16 protein-coding genes are annotated in these 16,681 nt (G+C 70.8%); 8 read left to right on the forward strand and 8 right to left on the reverse strand.

The annotated features are described in order from the left end of the window. Positions 1-32 precede the first annotated feature (32 nt). From ACIOMQ_RS02710 to ACIOMQ_RS02725, 4 genes are all read right to left on the reverse strand, one after another. A complete protein-coding gene (locus ACIOMQ_RS02710) occupies positions 33-494 on the reverse strand; it encodes a GNAT family N-acetyltransferase (protein WP_401753571.1) in 462 nt (153 codons plus the stop codon). Positions 495-872: 378 nt separating this feature from the next. Further along, the gene (locus ACIOMQ_RS02715) at positions 873-1,073 is read right to left on the reverse strand and encodes a class I SAM-dependent methyltransferase (protein WP_362196009.1); all 201 of its coding nucleotides are present in this window, start codon (positions 1,071-1,073) and stop codon (positions 873-875) included. A 220-nt stretch (positions 1,074-1,293) separates the two neighbouring features. Next, a complete protein-coding gene (locus ACIOMQ_RS02720; RefSeq protein WP_362196006.1) occupies positions 1,294-1,656 on the reverse strand; it encodes a hypothetical protein in 363 nt (120 codons plus the stop codon). 389 nt (positions 1,657-2,045) lie between these two features. Continuing rightward, on the reverse strand, positions 2,046-2,222 hold the full coding sequence (locus tag ACIOMQ_RS02725) for a DUF397 domain-containing protein (protein ID WP_401263480.1): 177 nt from the start codon (positions 2,220-2,222) through the stop codon (positions 2,046-2,048). Here ACIOMQ_RS02725 and ACIOMQ_RS02730 point away from each other — a divergent pair. The 6 genes from ACIOMQ_RS02730 (at position 2,203) to ACIOMQ_RS02755 (ending at position 9,038) form a co-directional block, all read left to right on the forward strand. Further along, positions 2,203-2,607: an ATP-binding protein gene (locus ACIOMQ_RS02730; RefSeq protein ID WP_401753573.1), complete on the forward strand. Its 405-nt coding sequence runs from the start codon at positions 2,203-2,205 to the stop codon at positions 2,605-2,607. The two genes, ACIOMQ_RS02725 and ACIOMQ_RS02730, sit on opposite strands and share 20 nt — an antisense overlap. A 302-nt stretch (positions 2,608-2,909) precedes the next feature. Further along, entirely contained in the window at positions 2,910-3,932 is a 1,023-nt protein-coding gene (locus ACIOMQ_RS02735; protein ID WP_402187927.1) for a helix-turn-helix domain-containing protein, read from the forward strand. A gap of 189 nt (positions 3,933-4,121) precedes the next feature. Then, positions 4,122-5,069, forward strand: coding sequence for a hypothetical protein (locus tag ACIOMQ_RS02740; protein WP_362195994.1), 948 nt, complete (start codon positions 4,122-4,124; stop codon positions 5,067-5,069). Between the two features lie 4 nt (positions 5,070-5,073). Further along, positions 5,074-6,822 carry a M16 family metallopeptidase gene (locus ACIOMQ_RS02745; RefSeq protein WP_402187679.1) on the forward strand — a complete coding sequence of 583 codons (1,749 nt, stop codon included), beginning with the start codon at positions 5,074-5,076 and terminating at the stop codon, positions 6,820-6,822. Positions 6,823-7,055: 233 nt separating this feature from the next. After that, entirely contained in the window at positions 7,056-8,054 is a 999-nt protein-coding gene (gene coaA, locus ACIOMQ_RS02750; protein ID WP_362195988.1) for a type I pantothenate kinase, read from the forward strand. Between the two features lie 27 nt (positions 8,055-8,081). Beyond that, positions 8,082-9,038, forward strand: a complete 957-nt coding sequence (locus tag ACIOMQ_RS02755) for a DUF389 domain-containing protein (RefSeq protein WP_362195985.1) — start codon at positions 8,082-8,084, stop codon at positions 9,036-9,038. Between the two features lie 188 nt (positions 9,039-9,226). On the opposite strand, the gene glmM is transcribed toward ACIOMQ_RS02755, so the two are convergent. The 4 genes from glmM to ACIOMQ_RS02775 all read right to left on the reverse strand — a co-directional run bounded on the left by glmM (position 9,227) and on the right by ACIOMQ_RS02775 (position 13,767). Further along, a complete protein-coding gene (gene glmM, locus ACIOMQ_RS02760) occupies positions 9,227-10,585 on the reverse strand; it encodes a phosphoglucosamine mutase (RefSeq protein ID WP_362195982.1) in 1,359 nt (452 codons plus the stop codon). Positions 10,586-10,855: 270 nt separating this feature from the next. Beyond that, positions 10,856-11,383 carry a 30S ribosomal protein S9 gene (rpsI, locus tag ACIOMQ_RS02765; RefSeq protein ID WP_362195979.1) on the reverse strand — a complete coding sequence of 176 codons (528 nt, stop codon included), beginning with the start codon at positions 11,381-11,383 and terminating at the stop codon, positions 10,856-10,858. A 44-nt stretch (positions 11,384-11,427) separates the two neighbouring features. Next, the gene (gene rplM / locus ACIOMQ_RS02770; protein ID WP_072486702.1) at positions 11,428-11,871 is read right to left on the reverse strand and encodes a 50S ribosomal protein L13; all 444 of its coding nucleotides are present in this window, start codon (positions 11,869-11,871) and stop codon (positions 11,428-11,430) included. A 267-nt stretch (positions 11,872-12,138) separates the two neighbouring features. After that, positions 12,139-13,767 (reverse strand): ABC-F family ATP-binding cassette domain-containing protein, encoded by a 1,629-nt coding sequence (locus ACIOMQ_RS02775; RefSeq protein ID WP_401753753.1) that lies wholly within the window; start codon positions 13,765-13,767, stop codon positions 12,139-12,141. Positions 13,768-13,848: 81 nt separating this feature from the next. Between ACIOMQ_RS02775 and ACIOMQ_RS02780 the strand changes: the two genes are divergently transcribed. Continuing rightward, entirely contained in the window at positions 13,849-14,700 is an 852-nt protein-coding gene (locus ACIOMQ_RS02780; RefSeq protein ID WP_401263233.1) for a hypothetical protein, read from the forward strand. 50 nt (positions 14,701-14,750) lie between these two features. Beyond that, positions 14,751-16,670, forward strand: a complete 1,920-nt coding sequence (locus ACIOMQ_RS02785; protein WP_402187681.1) for a hypothetical protein — start codon at positions 14,751-14,753, stop codon at positions 16,668-16,670. Positions 16,671-16,681 lie beyond the last annotated feature (11 nt).

Below are 16,681 nucleotides of genomic sequence, written 5' to 3' on the forward strand. Positions count from 1 at the left end.
TGACCTGTGACACGCCCCGCCGGTGACCGGCCTCAGTGCGCGGCGGGCCGCGTCAGGTCCTTCGTCATGAACACACGGCTCGTACCGGGCGGGTCGCAGGGGATCTCACCGAACACCTCCCAGCCGTGCTTCTTGTAGAAGCCGGGCGCTTGGAAGCTGATGGTGTAGAGCACGGCGGACCGGCACCCCCGGCTCCGCCCCTCGGCCTCCGCCAGCCGCAGGACCTCACTGCCGATCCCGGTACCGCGAAGCTCCTCCGGCAGATGGAACAGATCCACGAAGAGCATGCCCAGCGACGTCCTGCCGGTCAGGCCCCCGACGACGCGCCGTGTCAGAGGATCCCGGACGAGCACGGCGAGCGGACGGCGATCGTCGGTGCCCGTCTCCCGCACGTTGAACATGTCAAGAGCGTCCGACACCAGCGCGGCATCCGCCGCGTCCGGCGCGTCGGTGACGAGGATTTCCGGGGGCCGGTTCGACAGTCGTTCGCTCATGGGCCGAACGTACAGGCGGGGTCTGACACCGGGCCGTGAAGCAGGAACGGCACATACTTTGAACCGCTCCTGCTTCACGGATGCCGACGACCCTCACCGGACGGTGCTTCCAGCCTCTTTACCGAGGAACGTGGGCACGCACCATGAGCGTGCCCACGTCTTCGGGGTTCGGTGCCGCCAGGACTTGGGCGTCGGCCTCGGCGAAACCGTGACGCTTGAACAGATCCGTCCACCATTGCGGGCTGTAGGACCAGCGCAGCAAGGTCAGCTTGCGACCGGAGAGGCCGTTTCCGTACGTGGGCAGGGGGCCTTAAAAGCCCTCGATCGGTTCGGCCTGGGAGAAGGCGAGCACGCCGCCGGGGTTGAGGCGTGCGGCGATCAGCGGGATGAGGACCTCGGGATCGGTGAACCAGATCGCCCCCAGATGGAGAACACCGCGTCGTACGTCGCCTCGGTGTGGGTGAGGTGGTCGACGGCCTCCGCCTGGACGAAGGTCAGGTTCGGTTCCTCTCCCCACCATCGGCGGGCCCGCGCGATCTGAGCGGCGGAGAAGTCCAGGGCGTAGGTGTCCCAGTACACGGGGAGGGTGGACGAACTCCGCCCAGGCGCGCGGCGCAAAGCCGAGGTGCGGGCCGGGGACGCCGCGCCTTCGGACGCCGCCCGGACGTTCCCTCCATGAGATGGATCGACCCGCGAGACGACGACCGATGCCGGGAAGGCGGGACCGCGTGGGTTGTCCGCTGACGGGCCGGCGCCGGTGCCCCGGCCTGGGTGTGGGCCGGGGCACCGGCGGGGCCTGTCAGGTCCCCAGGTATTCGAGGAGCCAGCTGATCGGCACGTCGTCCGCCGAGTCTCCACCGTCCCTCTTCATGCGCCCGATGACGACCTTCTGGGTTCCGGCGGGGAGCCTCTCGCCGAGGCGATTGCCGTTGTCCGGGACGGTTCGGGGCGTGACGCCGCCCCAGCTGCTGCCGGTGTAGATGCTCACGCCGAGCTTGGTGTCCGCCCAGGCGCAGCCGAAGCTGAGCCACGAGTCGCCCCACGGGCCGGCGTTGGGCGGCGGCACGGTCAGGATGATGGTGTACTTGTAGTGAATGAGACCGCCGGTCTCGGTGAACGCGAAGCCGTGCGGGATCTCACCGAGTTGAAAGCTGTTAGCCACAGGTACTCCTTGCTCAGCAGGGGCACGACACGTCACACGGTAGGAACGCGAAAGCCCTCTTTGCCGCCTTCTGGCGCCAAACCACTGGTCTGAGCGGCCCTGAAGCAGACTCGACGGCCCCTCTTGCGCCCGCACACCTCTCTTGCGCCCAGTCTCGCGTTCGGAAAGGGCCCCGGTGGGGTTACGAAAAGCGATGTCCTATCGGAGGTAGGCGCGCTGCCACTCGGCGATGGGCATCGTCTGTGCAAGTCTTGTCTCCCTGGAGCTCGCCTCGGGTTTTCACGAGAGGTGCTGTCCGGTAGCTGATCAAGGCGACGCTTCAGGAACGGAGGCCCGCCCCGCTCCCCTGACAACCGGGAACAGGGCGGGCACGGGTGTGGGCGCGGTGGTCAGTTGCCGGAGGCGTACGTGACGAACTCCGCCCAGGCGCGCCGCGCGAAGCCGAGGTGCGGGCCGGGGACGTTCTTGGAGTCGCGTACGTGGACGGTACGCGCGGCTGCCGCCACCTCGACGCAATCAGGGCCGTCGTTGGTGCTGTAGCTGCTCTTGAACCATTGTGCCCGCAGCGGGCAGTTCGCCGTGCAGCTCTCCGCCACCCGTCGGGGTGCCCGACTCGCCAGGCTTCTCGCGACCGAGCAACTCCGGTCCTGGGGGCTGCCGCTGGACGACGCCGGGCACGTCATCGCCGAGCTGGCGTCCAACGCCGCGCTGCACGGGTACGTGCCGGGGCGGGACTTCCGCATCATGCTGAGCGTCACCGGCGACACGCTCCGTATCGAGGTCGCCGATGCTCGCGGGGACGTGCTGCCCCGCGTCCCGGAGCGGAACGACGACTCCGAGGCGGGGCGCGGGCTCATGCTCGTCGAGGCGATCGCCATCCGGTGGGGCGTGCAGGTCGGCCCCTTCCCCCGCAAAACCGTCTGGGCAGAGGTAGCCCTCACCGGATCGTGACAGTCACGACCCGGTATGTCACGTCCCGGTGAACCGCGACCCGGCGGGCCCCGACGTAAAAGGCTTTTAAGGCTTTGGAGAGAAGGAACTTCCCCAACCCAACCCCAACCCCCACCCCGGCCTCACGTAGAGGCACATACAGGAGCCCGTCACTCACACGAGTGAGGATCACCAACTCAGCTGGATTTCTGCTCGGTTGGCAGGCATATGCTCGCCCCACAACCCCAGACATGCGTCGGCCCCCGGCCGGGACTGCAATCCCGATCGAGGGCCTGACCAACGAGGAAGAGAACACCTTCCCGATGGATACCCAGCAGATTAGCGCGCCCCCGCGCACCCCGTCTCCCGTTCCTGGGGACGCCACGCCGCAGTCCGGCGTCATGCACATCAACTCCCGTCACACCACCCGCTTCACCGTGGTCGGCAACCACCTCGCCCAGCACCGTGAGCTCTCCCTCCTCGCGATCGGCCTCGCCACCCACATCCAGTCGCTGCCCACCGGAGCGAAGGCCGGGATCAAAACCCTCACCGAACGCTTCCCGGAGAGCGAAGCCCGCATCGCCGCCGCACTACGCGAGCTGGAAGCCCACGGCTACCTGAAGCGCACCCGCGAACGCCTCCCCAACGGCCGCTTCATCACCCGCACCTGCTCCTACAACCAGCCGGGCTCCACGAACGCCCACCCCGCCCCCGCACCCAAACGCCGCCCCAGGCCCAGCCACCCGGCCCCGTCCCCGTCCCTGGTGGCCCCGCCCCCGGTCGCCCCGTCCCCATCCCCGGTCGCCCCGCCCCCGGTCGCCCCGTCCCCATCCCCGGTCGCCCCGTCCCCGATCACCCAGTCCCCGTCCCCGGCCCCGGTGGCCCCGACCCCCGTACCCCCGCCACCCGAACAGCCGCCCCACGTCCCCGCCCGCACCGCACCCAAGCCCCCACCCCCGCCGCTCCCCCGACCCGACAACCCGCTCCCCCAACGCCACCACGCCGCCATCGCCCTCCTCACCGACCTCCACCGCAACACACCCCACCTCACCCTCACCGAACGCGACATCCACCTCCTCGCCCCCGCCGTCGCCACCTGGTACGAACGCGGCGCCACCCCCACCGCCATCCGCCACACCCTCACCCACGACCTTCCCCGCCCCCTCAAACACCCCGCCAAACTCCTCCGCCACCGCCTCACCCACCTCCTGCCACCCCCACGCACCCCGCTCCACCAGCCCACCCCGCTCCAGAACTGCAACCGCTGCGACCGCGCCTTCCGCTCGCCCGCCCCCGGCAACTGCCGCGACTGCGCGAGCGGGCTACCGCTCACGGGGCAGCCATGAGCGGTCCGGCCCCGGCCCACGGAAGTCGCTGTCTCGCTGTCAGTACAGGCTGCTAACCTGCGTTTTCTTCGCGTGCACCCCACGCACACGCGTTCGTCCGACCGCCTTTTCCGTCCCACCTGCACGCCCATGCGCGCTCGGAACACCGAGCCCGTGCGGCAGCCGGTCGCGTCCGCTCCAAGGACTGTCATGTCTCCCACCGCTCCCCCGATACGCGCGGAGTTCGATCCGTGCGTCAACATCCCCTCGCTCGCCGAACTCCGGAACGCCGTGCGCAACGACGACTGGGCGTCCACCGAGGCGTATTTCGGCTTCCTCGACCACGAGGACGACCGGGCGATCGCCGCGGGCCTCTTCCACGACCTCAGCTCCTCCGAGCGCTTCCTGGAGCGCGTCGTCGCCGAGCACCCCGATTCCGCCCTCGCCCGGACTCTGCTCGCCATCCGGTACATCGGCGTCGGCTGGGAGATCCGCAGCTCCTACCGCGCCGAACACGTCTCGCACGACCAGTTCCGGCAGTTCCACACGTGGTTGCGGCGCGCGGAGAAGCTGCTCATCGACGTGTGCGCCGAGCACCCCGCGTACGCGCTCGCCTGGGCAACCCGTCTGACCACCGCACGAGGGCTCGAACTCGGGCAGAGCGAGGCGCGGCGGCGTTACGACCGGCTGGCCGAGCACCACCCGCACCACATCCACGGGCAGACCCTGCTGCTCCAGCAGCTGTGCCCCAAGTGGGGCGGCAGCTGGGAGGAGGCGCACGGGTTCGCCCGCGCCTGCCTGGAAGCGGCGCCCCCAGGCGGCCACGCGGGCCGGCTCATCGCCGAACTGCACCTGGAGCGCTGGCTCGACGACGCCGAGAACGGCCACAGCGACTACCTGCGCTCGACCGAGGTCCGGGACGAGATCCTGGCCGCCGCCGCCCACTCCGTGCAGCACCCCGGCTACCGGCCCGGATTCCACTGGGTCGGCGACCACAACGACTTCGCCGGGGCGCTGAGTCTGGGCGGCCACCACCGCGAGGCCGCACCGTTCTTCCGCACCCTCGGCGACAAGGCCACCACGACGCCCTGGGGCTACTTCGGCGGCAAAGAGGCCCAGTTCCTCAAGCACCGCAAGACCGCACTGTCGAAGGGCTGAGCCGATGACCCAGGAAACCTCCGCGCACAGACCCGCCACGGCCCCCGACCCGGGCATCCGTGAGACCGAGGTCGACGGCATCCGTACGGTGCTCGCCGCAGCCCCCGGCCCGGTCACCGCGGGCCTCTTCTTCCGCGTCGGAGTCGCCGACGAGACCCTCGCCACCGCGGGCGTCACCCATCTCGTCGAACACCTCGCGCTGCACCGCCACGGCGTGTCCGACCTGCACTACAACGGCGCCACCGCCGCCACGTACACGCTCTTCCACGTCACCGGCACGCCGGAGGAGGTCACCACCTACCTCAACGGTGTCTGCGCGGCCCTGCGCGATCTGCCGATGGAGCGGCTGGAGACCGAACGCGAGATCCTGCGCACCGAGGCGGCGAGCCGCCGCGTCGGCCCCGACCACCAGCTGCCGCTGTGGCGTTACGGCGCCCAGGGCTACGGGCTCAGCAGCTACGACGAGCTCGGCCTCTGGCACCTGACCGCCGAGGACGTACGCGACTGGGCGCGCACCCGCTTCACCCGTGACAACGCCATCCTGTGGATCACCGCCGACACCGTGCCGGACGGCCTCGACCTCGCCCTCCCGGCAGGCACGCCGCAGCCGCTGCCCGCCCCGACGTCGGCGCTCCCCGTCACCCCCGCGTACCTCACGGGCCGCAGCGGCGGCGTCGTCCTGGACGGCATCGTCCGGCGTTCGACGGCGGCGACGCTCTTCACCGAGGTCCTCAGCCGCGCGCTCTTCACGGACCTGCGCCAGAAGGGCGGTTACTCGTACACCGCCGAGGCCGGATACAGCCCCCGGGACAGCGACTTCGCGACCGTCACCGCCTTCGCCGACGCGCTCCCGAAGAAGCACGGCGCGGTGGTCGGCGGCTTCGTCGACGCGCTGGCCCGCCTGCGGGCCGGCACCATCGAGCAGTCCGAACTCGACTCGGCCCGTGCCAAGTTCCTCAAGCAGTTCGACGCCCCGGACGCCGGCGCGTCCCGGCTGCCCTCGTACGCCCTGAACCTGCTGACCGGGCACCGCAACCTCACCCCGGACGAGCACCGGGCCGAACTCGCCGCCGTCACCCTAGACGACCTGCGCGAGGTCGCCCGCGAGCTGCACGCCACGGCACTGCTCCAGGTCCCCGGCCGGGGCGCCGACTGGGCCGGCTTCACCGAGGCCCCCCAGTGGTCCACCTGGACCGTGACGAGCGCGGGCAGCCGGCACCGGTCGCTGGAGGACGACTCCGTCCTGCTGACGGTGTCCCGTGAAGCCGTGTCCCTGACCACCGCCTCCGGCACGATCGTCGTCCGGTACGACGCGTGCGCGGCGATGCTCGTCCACCCGGACGGCGGCCGCCACCTCACGGGGCTCGACGGCTTCCAGATCCGGGTCGAGCCCACGCTCTACAAGGACCTCACACCGAACCGCCTGGCCGTGATCGACGCGGGCGTGCCGTCCTCCGCGGTGATCCCCGTGCCGACCCGCGACCCGGACCGCATCCCCCGCCCCGAGCGGCACGACGGCCGTCCGGGCGGCACAGCGCGGTCCAAGGGCGCACGGCTGGCCCGGACCGTCCTCGTCTGGCTGTCCGGCATCACGACGGTGGTCTGGGGCCTGATCGCCACCGTGGCCATGCTGATGGAACTGGAAGAACCGCACCCGGACCCCGTCACGATCACCCTGATCTGGCTGCTCATCGTGCCGCCGCTGGCCCTGCTCATCGCCCTGCGCAGGGGGCGCGACAAGCGGGGCGGCTGACCCCGCGGCTCACGGCGAGCGGGCGGCGAGCGGGGCGGCGGGCCCCGCGGCTGTACGGCATCGCCGCGAATCTCATCGGCAAGCAGCGGCGCAGCGAGGAGAGTGGCTGCGGGCCCTGGCCCGCGAACCGGGGCCGGTGCCCGCCGCAGGGGTGCGGACACCGGCTCCCACCGGTGTCCGCACGTGACCGAGCCCACCCCCCGCTCCGTCAAAACTCCCGCAACAATGAACATGTGATCACTTCGCCGCCACGAAGCAGCACCCCCCGACGCGCCGAGCACGCGGCGACGCCGTACGTCGATCTGTCGCGCGCCGAGTGGAGCGCCCTGCGCGACAAGACGCCGTTGCCGCTGACCGCCGACGAGGTGGAGCAGCTGCGCGGGCTCGGGGACGTCATCGACCTCGACGAGGTACGGGACGTCTACCTGCCGCTCTCCCGGCTGCTCAACCTCTACGTCCAGGCCACCTCGGGTCTGCGCGGCGCCCTGAACACCTTTCTCGGAGACGCGGGCAACGGGCACGGGGCGCAGCGCGGCACCCCGTTCGTCATAGGGGTCGCGGGCAGCGTCGCGGTCGGCAAGTCCACCAGCGCCCGCATCCTCCAGGCGCTGCTGGCCCGCTGGCCCGAGCACCCCCGTGTCGAACTCGTCACCACGGACGGGTTCCTGCTGCCGATGAAGGAGCTCCGGGCGCGCGGGCTGATGTCGCGCAAGGGGTTCCCCGAGTCGTACGACCGGCGGGCTCTGACCCGTTTCGTCGCCGACATCAAGGCCGGCAAGGACGAGGTGACGGCGCCCGTCTACTCGCATCTGATCTACGACATCGTGCCGGGCGAGCGGCTCACCGTACGGCGCCCCGACATCCTGATCGTCGAGGGGCTGAACGTGCTGCAGCCCGCGTTGCCCGGCAAGGACGGGCGGACCAGGGTCGGGCTCGCCGACTACTTCGACTTCAGTGTGTACGTGGACGCGCGGACCGAGGACATCGAGACCTGGTATCTCAACCGGTTCCGGAAACTGCGCGAGACGGCGTTCCAGAACCCGTTCTCGTACTTCCGCAAGTACACCCAGGTCTCCGAGGAGGAGGCCATGGAGTACGCGGCGACGATGTGGCGGACCATCAACAAGCCCAACCTGGTGGAGAATGTCGCGCCCACCCGGGGGCGTGCCACTCTGGTGCTGCGCAAGGGGCCGGATCACAAGGTCCAGCGGCTGTCCCTGCGCAAACTCTGAGATTTCGAGCCCTTCAGGAGTGTCCGCGTGCTGCATCTGCGCCTGATCGTCCCCGCCGACCGTACGGACGAGGTGGTGCACCTGCTGGAGAACACCGTCGGTACAACGCATCTCGTGGTGATGCCCGGGGTCGCCCGCGACCCGGCGGGTGACATGGTGCTGTGCGATGTGGCCCGGGAGGCGGGCGACGAGCTGATCTCCGCGCTGCGCGGGCTCGGCATCGACAAGTCCGGTTCGATAACCGTCGAGAACATGGACCTGACGCTCTCCGCGCACGCCGACAGGGCGGAGGAGGAGGCGCCGGGCGAGGGCGCGGACGCGGTGCTGTGGGAGGAGCTGACGGAGGCGACCCACGAGGAGTCGACGTTCAGCGTCACCTATGTGTCGTTCCTCGCGGTCGCGACGATGCTCGCCGCCTGCGGTGTGATGCTCGACAACGCGATCCTGATCGTGGGCGCGATGGCGGTCGGCCCGGAGTTCGGGCCGCTGGCCGGGATCTCCACGGCCCTGGTGCAGCGAGCCCCGCGGCTGGTGTGGCGGTCGCTGGTGGCGCTGATCGGCGGCTTCGCCGTCGCGATGACATTGACGGTCGGGTTCGCCTGGCTGATGGACGGCTTCGGGCTGTTCACCCATGCGATGGTCGAGGCGGACCGGCCCAATACGTCATTCATCTGGAAGCCGGACCCACTGTCGTTCGTGGTGGCGTTCCTGGCCGGGATCGCCGGGACGCTCTCGCTGACCTCGGCGAAGTCCGGGGCGCTGATCGGGGTCGCGATCTCCGTGACGACCGTACCGGCGGCAGCCAACGCGGCGGTGGCGTTCAGCTACAGCGACTACGGCCAGATGTGGGGCTCGGCGGCCCAACTGCTGGCGAACCTCGGTGGAATCGTGGTCGCGGGGACGCTGACGTTGCTGCTCCAGAAGGCCCTGTGGGCAGCGCACCGCCGCCGGACGGGCCCCGTCACGAGTCCGTCGGGCGAATAGCGCGTGCGGCTCGGTCGGTGAACCGACCGAGCCGAGCCCAGGTCAGGTCAGGTCAGGTCAGGTCAAGGGCAGGTCAGGGACAGGTCGGCTGACTGCGAACCAGCTGGCTCCGGATCAGCCGGTACGGACCGGTCGAGCCGGAAGCAGCCGCCCCCGGACCGACCGCCCCCGCACACCCGACCACCCGACTAGCCGAGTGCCGACTTCACCACGTCGGCCAGCCGCTCCGCGACCGCCCGTGCCTGCTCGATGTCGGCCGCCTCGACCATGACCCGTACCAGCGGCTCCGTACCCGACTGGCGCAGCAGTACGCGCCCGGTGGTGCCCAGCTCGCGCTCGGCCTCCGCGACCGCCTCGGCCAGCTCCGGGGAGGTGCCGACCCGGGACTTGTCGACATCGCGGACGTTGATCAGCAGCTGCGGCAGCCGCTGCATGACCCCGGCCAGCTCGGCGAGCGAGCGGCCGGTGGCGGCGATCCGGGCCGCCAGCAGCAGGCCGGTCAGCGTGCCGTCACCGGTCGTGGCATGGTCCAGGACGATGACATGGCCGGACTGCTCGCCCCCCAGGGCGTACCCCTCGGCCTTCATCGACTCCAGGACGTAACGGTCGCCGACAGCCGTCTGGACGAGCTGGATGCCCTCCCGCTCCATCGCGATCTTGAAGCCGAGGTTGGACATGACCGTGCCGACCACGGTGTCCTTGCGCAGCTGTCCGGCCTCGCGCATGGCGAGGGCGAGCACGGCCAGGATCTGGTCGCCGTCGACCTCCTCGCCCCTGGCGTCCACGGCGAGGCAGCGGTCGGCGTCGCCGTCGTGCGCGATGCCGAAGTCGGCGCCGTGCTCGACGACGGCGGCCTTCAGCAGCCCCAGGTGGGTGGAGCCGCAGCCGTCGTTGATGTTCAGGCCGTCCGGGTCGGCGCCGATCGTGATCACGTCCGCGCCGGCCCGCGCGAAGGCCTCGGGAGAGACCCGGGAGGCCGCGCCGTGCGCCTCGTCGAGGACGACCTTCAGCCCGTCGAGCCGGTTCGGGAGGACGGAGATCAGGTGGGCGACGTACCGGTCGAGGCCCTCGGTGTAGTCCGTGACCCGGCCCACTCCCGCGCCCGTCGGACGCGCCCAGGGCTCACCGGTGCGGTGCTGCTCGTAGACCGTCTCGATCCGGTCCTCCAGCTCGTCGGCGAGCTTGTGACCGCCGCGGGCGAAGAACTTGACACCGTTGTCCGGCATGGCGTTGTGGCTGGCGGAGAGCATCACCCCGAGGTCGGCGCCCAGCGCGCCGGTGAGGTGCGCCACCGCGGGGGTGGGCAGCACACCGACCCGCAGGACGTCCACGCCCGCGCTGGCGAGACCGGCCACGACCGCGGCCTCCAGGAACTCTCCGGACGCACGTGGGTCCCGTCCCACCACGGCGGTCGGCCGATGCCCCTCGAAGGTGCCCGCCTCGGCAAGCACATGCGCCGCAGCGACCGACAGACCGAGCGCGAGCTCGGCCGTCAGATCCGCGTTGGCGACACCGCGCACACCGTCCGTGCCGAAGAGTCGTCCCACTGGTGTCCTCCGAAGATGCTCCGAAACCGCAAACCGAACAAACCGAGCCGAGCCAGGCCGAACCAGGCCAAGCTGAACCGAACCGGGCCAAGCCGAACCAAAGCAAAGCAATGCAAAGCGAAAGAAAAGCAAAGCAGCACCGCAACGCCACGCAAGTAAGCGTATGAACGTCTTATGCCGTTATACGCCCGAGGGTGCCGATAGACGAACGCCCCGGCAAGCACGAGGTGTGCCGCCGGGGCGAACGTGTAATGCAGACGAGCAGGCGGTTTAGCGCTTGCTGTACTGCGGAGCCTTACGGGCCTTCTTGAGACCGGCCTTCTTGCGCTCGACCGCACGGTCGTCGCGGGAGAGGAAGCCGGCCTTCTTCAGCGGGGCGCGGTTGTTGTCCACGTCCGCCTCGTTCAGCGCGCGGGCGACACCGAGGCGCAGGGCGCCGGCCTGACCCGAGACGCCGCCACCCGAGATGCGGGCGATGACGTCGTAGCGGTTGTCGAGCTCAAGCACCTTGAAGGGCTCGTTGACTTCCTGCTGGTGCACCTTGTTGGGGAAGTAGTCCTCAAGGGTGCGACCGTTGATCTTCCACTTGCCGGTGCCCGGGACGATCCGGACGCGGGCGATGGCGTTCTTCCGGCGGCCAAGGCCGGCGGCGGGCTGCGGGTCGCCGAAGCGGGACGCCAGCGACTCGCTGGTGTACTCGCCCTCGACGGGAACCTCGGACTCGAAGGTGGTCACCTCGGCGAAAACCTCTTCGCCCTCGACGCCCTCGACGGGGTTCTCAACAGTGGTCTCGGCCACGATTCTCCTCAGATCTTTCTTTTGGTCTTAGGGGGAGGCCGGAACTACTGCGCGACCTGGGTGATCTCGAACGGGACCGGCTGCTGCGCAGCGTGCGGGTGCTGGTCGCCCGCGTAGACCTTGAGCTTCGAGAGCATCTGACGGCCCAGGCTGTTCTTGGGGATCATGCCCTTGATGGCCTTCTCGACGGCCTTCTCGGGGCTCTTGGCGAGCAGCTCGTCGTAACGGACGGAGCGGAGACCACCCGGGAACCCGGAGTGGCGGTACGCCATCTTCTGGGTCTTCTTGTTGCCGGAGAGGTGAACCTTCTCGGCGTTGATGATGATGACGAAGTCGCCCATGTCCATGTGGGGGGCGTAGATCGCCTTGTGCTTGCCGCGGAGGAGGTTCGCAGCCGTGGTGGCCAGACGACCCAGGACGATGTCCTGCGCGTCAATGATGTGCCACTGGCGCGTCACATCGCCGGGCTTGGGGCTGTACGTACGCACGGTCGTAGCCTTCGCTTCTTCAGTGAGTGGGTCCTGACAAGGCCACCCGGACGATCACACCAGCCTTGGCGGCGCTACGGGGACGCAACCCGAGTGCCTGCCGCTGGTCATCGGCCCGGTGGACCGGCGTAAGGGCCCCTCGCGTGAGAACGACCAAGCCAATACGCATAACGAACCAGAAGAATACCGCCGCTCCCCCGTGCGGGTCAAAACAGCCCTCGAACCCCGCCCCCGCACCTGCTCGGACACCGCGCCCCCAGCGGAGCGTCACCGTGCCCGTTGCACCCTCCGCTCGTCCCACACCGGCTCCGCCGTCTCCCGTACGACGCCGTCCGAGCCGAACACCAGGTACCGGTCGAAGGACTTCGCGAACCACCGGTCGTGTGTGACGGCCAGCACCGTCCCGTCGTACGCCTCAAGACCGTCCTGCAGGGCCTCCGCCGACTCCAGGTCCAGGTTGTCCGTCGGCTCGTCCAGCAGCAGCGCCGTCGTGCCCGCCAGCTCCAGGAGCAGGATCTGGAACCGCGCCTGCTGCCCGCCCGACAGCTTCTCGAACGGCTGGTCGCCCTGCCGCTCCAGCTCGTACCGCCGCAGTACGGACATCGCTCCGCCCCGGTCCTTGGCGTGCTCGGTCCACAGGATCTCGACGAGCGTGTGGCCCAGCAGCTCCGGATGGGCGTGCGTCTGCGCGAAGTGCCCCGGTACGACGCGCGCCCCGAGCTTCCACTCCCCCGCGTGCGCCACCGGCTCACCCGCGAGCAGCCGCAGGAAGTGCGACTTCCCCGAACCGTTCGAGCCGAGGACGGCGACCCGCTCCCCGTAGAAGATCTCCAGGTCGAACGGTTTCATCAGCCCGGTCAGCTCCAGCCCCGTGCAGGTCACCGCCCGTACGCCGGTCCGCCCGCCGCGCAGCCGCATCCTGATGTCCTGCTCGCGCGGCGGCTCCGGCGGCGGTCCCGCGTCCTCGAACTTCTTGAAGCGGGTCTGCATCGCCCGGTAGCGGGACGCCATGTCGGGGCTGATCGCCGCCTGCTGCCGCAGCCGGTGGACCAGCGCCTTCAGCCGGGCGTGCTCCTCCTCCCAGCGCCGCAGCAGCTCCTCGAACCGGGCGAACCGGTCCTTGCGGGCCTGGTGGTACGTGTCGAAACCGGCACCGTGCACCCACACGTCGCTGCCCGCCGGACTCGGCTCCACGCTGACGATCTTCTCGGCGGCCCTGGACAGCAGCTCCCGGTCGTGGGAGACGAAGAGGACCGTCTTACGGGTCTCCTTCAGCTTCTCCTCCAGCCACCGCTTCCCGGGGACGTCGAGATAGTTGTCCGGCTCGTCGAGCAGCAGCACCTCGTCCGGCCCGCGCAGCAGCGCCTCCAGCACCAGCCGCTTCTGCTCACCGCCGGACAGCGTGCGCACCTCGCGCCACTGCGCCTTCTCGTACGGGACACCGAGCGCGGCCATCGTGCACATGTCCCACACCGTCTCGGCCTCGTACCCGCGGGCCTCCGCCCAGTCGCTCAGGGCCTGCGCGTACTTCATCTGCGCGGCCTCGTCGTCGACGGTGAGGATCAGCTCCTCCGCCTTGTCGACCGCCAGAGCCGCTTCCCGGATACGGGGCTGGGCGACGGAGACCAGCAGATCCCGGACCGTACGGTCGTCCCGCACGGAACCCACGAACTGCTGCATCACGCCGAGCCCGCCGCTCACGGACACGGAGCCGCCGTGCGGCTGCAGCTCCCCGGCGAGCAGCCTCAGCAAGGTGGTCTTCCCGGCGCCGTTCGCCCCCACGAGGGCGACCACGGCCCCGTCCGCGACCCGGAACGAAGCATCGCCGAGCAGCACCCGCCCGTCCGGTAGGTAGTACTCCAGATGGCCTGCTTCAAGATGTCCCATGCACAGCATTGTCACGGGCCGCGAAGCCCTGGCCCAACCGGTTTACGTGCCCGGACCCAACCGGTTGGGGTTCCGTCTAGGATTCGCCGCATGAGCTTTGGGCAAGGGGGGCCCTCGTGGGGGCCCGGGGGCAATCAGACCCCGGACTGGGCAGCGCTGGCCGACGAGTCCGCCGCGCGCAACCGCCGCAAGAAGTGGCTGCTGATCGGCGGGGGCGTACTCGCCACCGCGGCCGTCGGCGCGATCGTGGCGACGGCGGTCATCTCGGCCGGCGACAAGGGCTCCACCGGCACCGGCAAGAACGCGCGCGAACTCCCGGCACCGACCGACCTGCCGAACGAAACCGCCGAGCCCGAGCCGTCCTTCTCCTCGGTGGCCCCGCCGCCCCCGCCGGACCCGAAGGACTACATATCCGACGCCAAGAAGGACAGGGCGCCGATCACCGTCGACGCGTTCTTCCCCGGCAAGAAGCTGACGACGGGCGACCGCGTCTACCTCAAGGGCGCGACCCAGCAGACGAAGAACTGCGCCGCGACCACCAAGGGCGCGCTCGGCTCGATCCTCGTCAGCAACGGCTGCGACCAGGTCATCCGGGCCACGTACAGCAGGGACGGAATCGCCGTCACCGTCGGCCTCGCGGTCTTCACGACGGAAGCGCAGGCCAAGAAGGCCGCCCAGCAGTCCAGCGGCAGCATCGCCACCCTGAGCGGCTCGGGCGTGCCGGCCTTCTGCCCCGCCGGATCGGTGTGCCGCCGCACCTCCAACTCCTACGGCCGCTACGCCTACTTCGCCATCACCGGGTACACCAGCGGCAAGGACGTCACCAAGACCGACAAGAAGGCCTACGCCACCGGTGACGACCTGACGAACTTCACGTTCCGTCAGATCCGCCACCGCGGCGAGCTCCAGGCCTCCGCCGCGGCCACCGCACCCGCCGGCTGACCCGCCCGGGGAATCGCGTGCGCCTTCCGTTCCTCCTCACCCTCCCCCGCGTGCTGCGCCACAGCGCGGCCGTCGGCGCCGACCTCCCGCCGGACGAGGCCGTCGTCCTCGACGCCCCGGACGCCGCGCTGCGCACCGCCCTGACCTCGGCCGCCGAGGGCGACCACGGCCCCGCCCGCGAGCTGCTCGCCGCGACGCGTGAGCACACCCAGTGGGAGCTGCGGGACGGCTACGTGTCCCGCCTCGCCGAAGCCGCCCTGCACAACCCCGGCTGGCTGGACGCCTGGCTTGCCGAATCCCCCGAGGACCCGGACGCGGCTCTGGTCCGGGCGGACCTCTGCATCGACCGGGCCTGGGAGATACGTACGGCGGAACGCGCCAGGCATGTCTCGCGCGACCAGTTCCAGGCATTCTTCGCGCTGCTGGAGGACGCGGCCCCGGTGATCGGCAGGGCGGCCGACCTCAACCCCGCCGACCCGGTGCCGTGGCGCATCGCCCTGGTCCACGCGGTCGGCAGCCAGGCCCCGCGCGAGGTCTTCGACGGCTACTGGGCCCGCGCCCTGGCGTGCGACCCGCACCACTACGGATGCCATGCCGCGGCCCTTCAGTACCGGTGCGCGAAGTGGCACGGCTCGCACGAGGAGATGTTCGACTTCGCCGAGAGCGCGGCCGCCACGGCCCCGCCCGGTTCGAAACTGCACGCACTGCCCCTGCTCGCGGCGCTGGAGTACGCCGTCCTGTCCCCCTCCCCCGGCGCCCCGGCCGGCCCCGACCCGTACGCGCCGCGCGTCGAGGCGGCGGTCGCCCGCGCCCTGGACCTGTCCGCCGCGTACGGACCGGGCAGCCACGAGGCGGCCGGCTTCCGCAACCACCTGGCCCTGATGCTGCTGCGCTCGGAGCGCTGGGACGAGGGGCTGGAAGCCTTCCGCAGCATCGGCGTCCATGCCACCAAGTACCCGTGGGCGTACTTCGGCGACGACCCGCGCCAGGAGTTCCTGGACACCCGCTCGGGCATCCGTATCCACGTGGCCACCCTGACCCCGTTCTTCGGCCGCCCCCCGCAGCCCCGCACGGCCCCCGCCGCCCCCGCCTGGACGCCGGGCGCTCCCTGCGCGGTCGCGATCGCGGCGGCCCGCCCGGCGGACGTGGCGCAGGCGGCCCTGATGTGCGGCGTCTCGCTCCGCACCGCTCCGGCGACGGCCACGCACACCTACGTCGAGGCCGTCCCGGAGGCCCGGCCCGCCAAGCGCTCGGTCCTGTCCACGGAGGACCCGCTGACCACGGCGGCGGACAACTTCACCACGGGCGAGAAATGGCCCACGCTGGTCCTGCGCCGCACGCCCGAACGCTGCGGGTTCACCCTGTTCCTCAAGGGCAGGCCACTGGCCGCCCACGAGTGGAACGCCACCTCCCCGGCCCCCGACCACACCACGGTCGCCGCCACGGCCGAAGCCCTGTCCCGCGCCTTCGCGCGCACGGACCCCCGCCCGCTGATCCACATCCTCCGGTCCACGGGCAACCCGCCCCGCCACCAGTCGGACCTCCTGGCGGCTCTCTCCCTGCCCCCACTGCCCCCGGGCTTCGGTGACCGCCCCGAAGTCCTCGACACCCTCCCCGACGCCCGGCTCCTCACCCGCCGCGGCCTGCTGGCCGGCATGCGCTCCACCATGACCACCCAGGACGGCGAGCACCCACCGGCCCCGGACGGCCACAAGCCCCGCTCACCGCGGTGGTGGCTGCTCCGCGTCCTGGCCCTGCTGCTGTTCACGGCGTCCGCGGTCCGCGGCTGGTCCGGCCCCGACATCAGCCCGGTCGGCGCGACGGTGGTCACGGTCTCGGCCCTGTACGTGGCGACCCGGCTGACGGGCGCCTGGCGACAGCGGCGCCGGGCCGGCAGAGCACCGGCACCGGCGCCGGCACCGGCCCCGTCCCCGTCCCCGTCCCCGTCCCCGTCCCCGTCCCCGGAGTGAGCGAAGCCCCT

It is taken from the genome of Streptomyces sp. NPDC087845 (genome assembly GCF_044742755.1).
Classification (GTDB): Bacteria; Actinomycetota; Actinomycetes; order Streptomycetales; family Streptomycetaceae; genus Streptomyces.

Bases quoted from the DNA above. Each gene is read 5' to 3' on its own strand.
- ACIOMQ_RS02710 (WP_401753571.1), bottom strand. From the start codon at position 494: ATGAGCGAACGACTGTCGAACCGGCCCCCGGAAATCCTCGTCACCGAC.
- ACIOMQ_RS02735 (WP_402187927.1), top strand. From the start codon at position 2,910: ATGGATACCCAGCAGATTAGCGCGCCCCCGCGCACCCCGTCTCCCGTT.
- ACIOMQ_RS02740 (WP_362195994.1), top strand. From the start codon at position 4,122: ATGTCTCCCACCGCTCCCCCGATACGCGCGGAGTTCGATCCGTGCGTC.
- ACIOMQ_RS02745 (WP_402187679.1), top strand. From the start codon at position 5,074: ATGACCCAGGAAACCTCCGCGCACAGACCCGCCACGGCCCCCGACCCG.
- ACIOMQ_RS02775 (WP_401753753.1), bottom strand. From the start codon at position 13,767: ATGCTGTGCATGGGACATCTTGAAGCAGGCCATCTGGAGTACTACCTA.
- ACIOMQ_RS02780 (WP_401263233.1), top strand. From the start codon at position 13,849: ATGAGCTTTGGGCAAGGGGGGCCCTCGTGGGGGCCCGGGGGCAATCAG.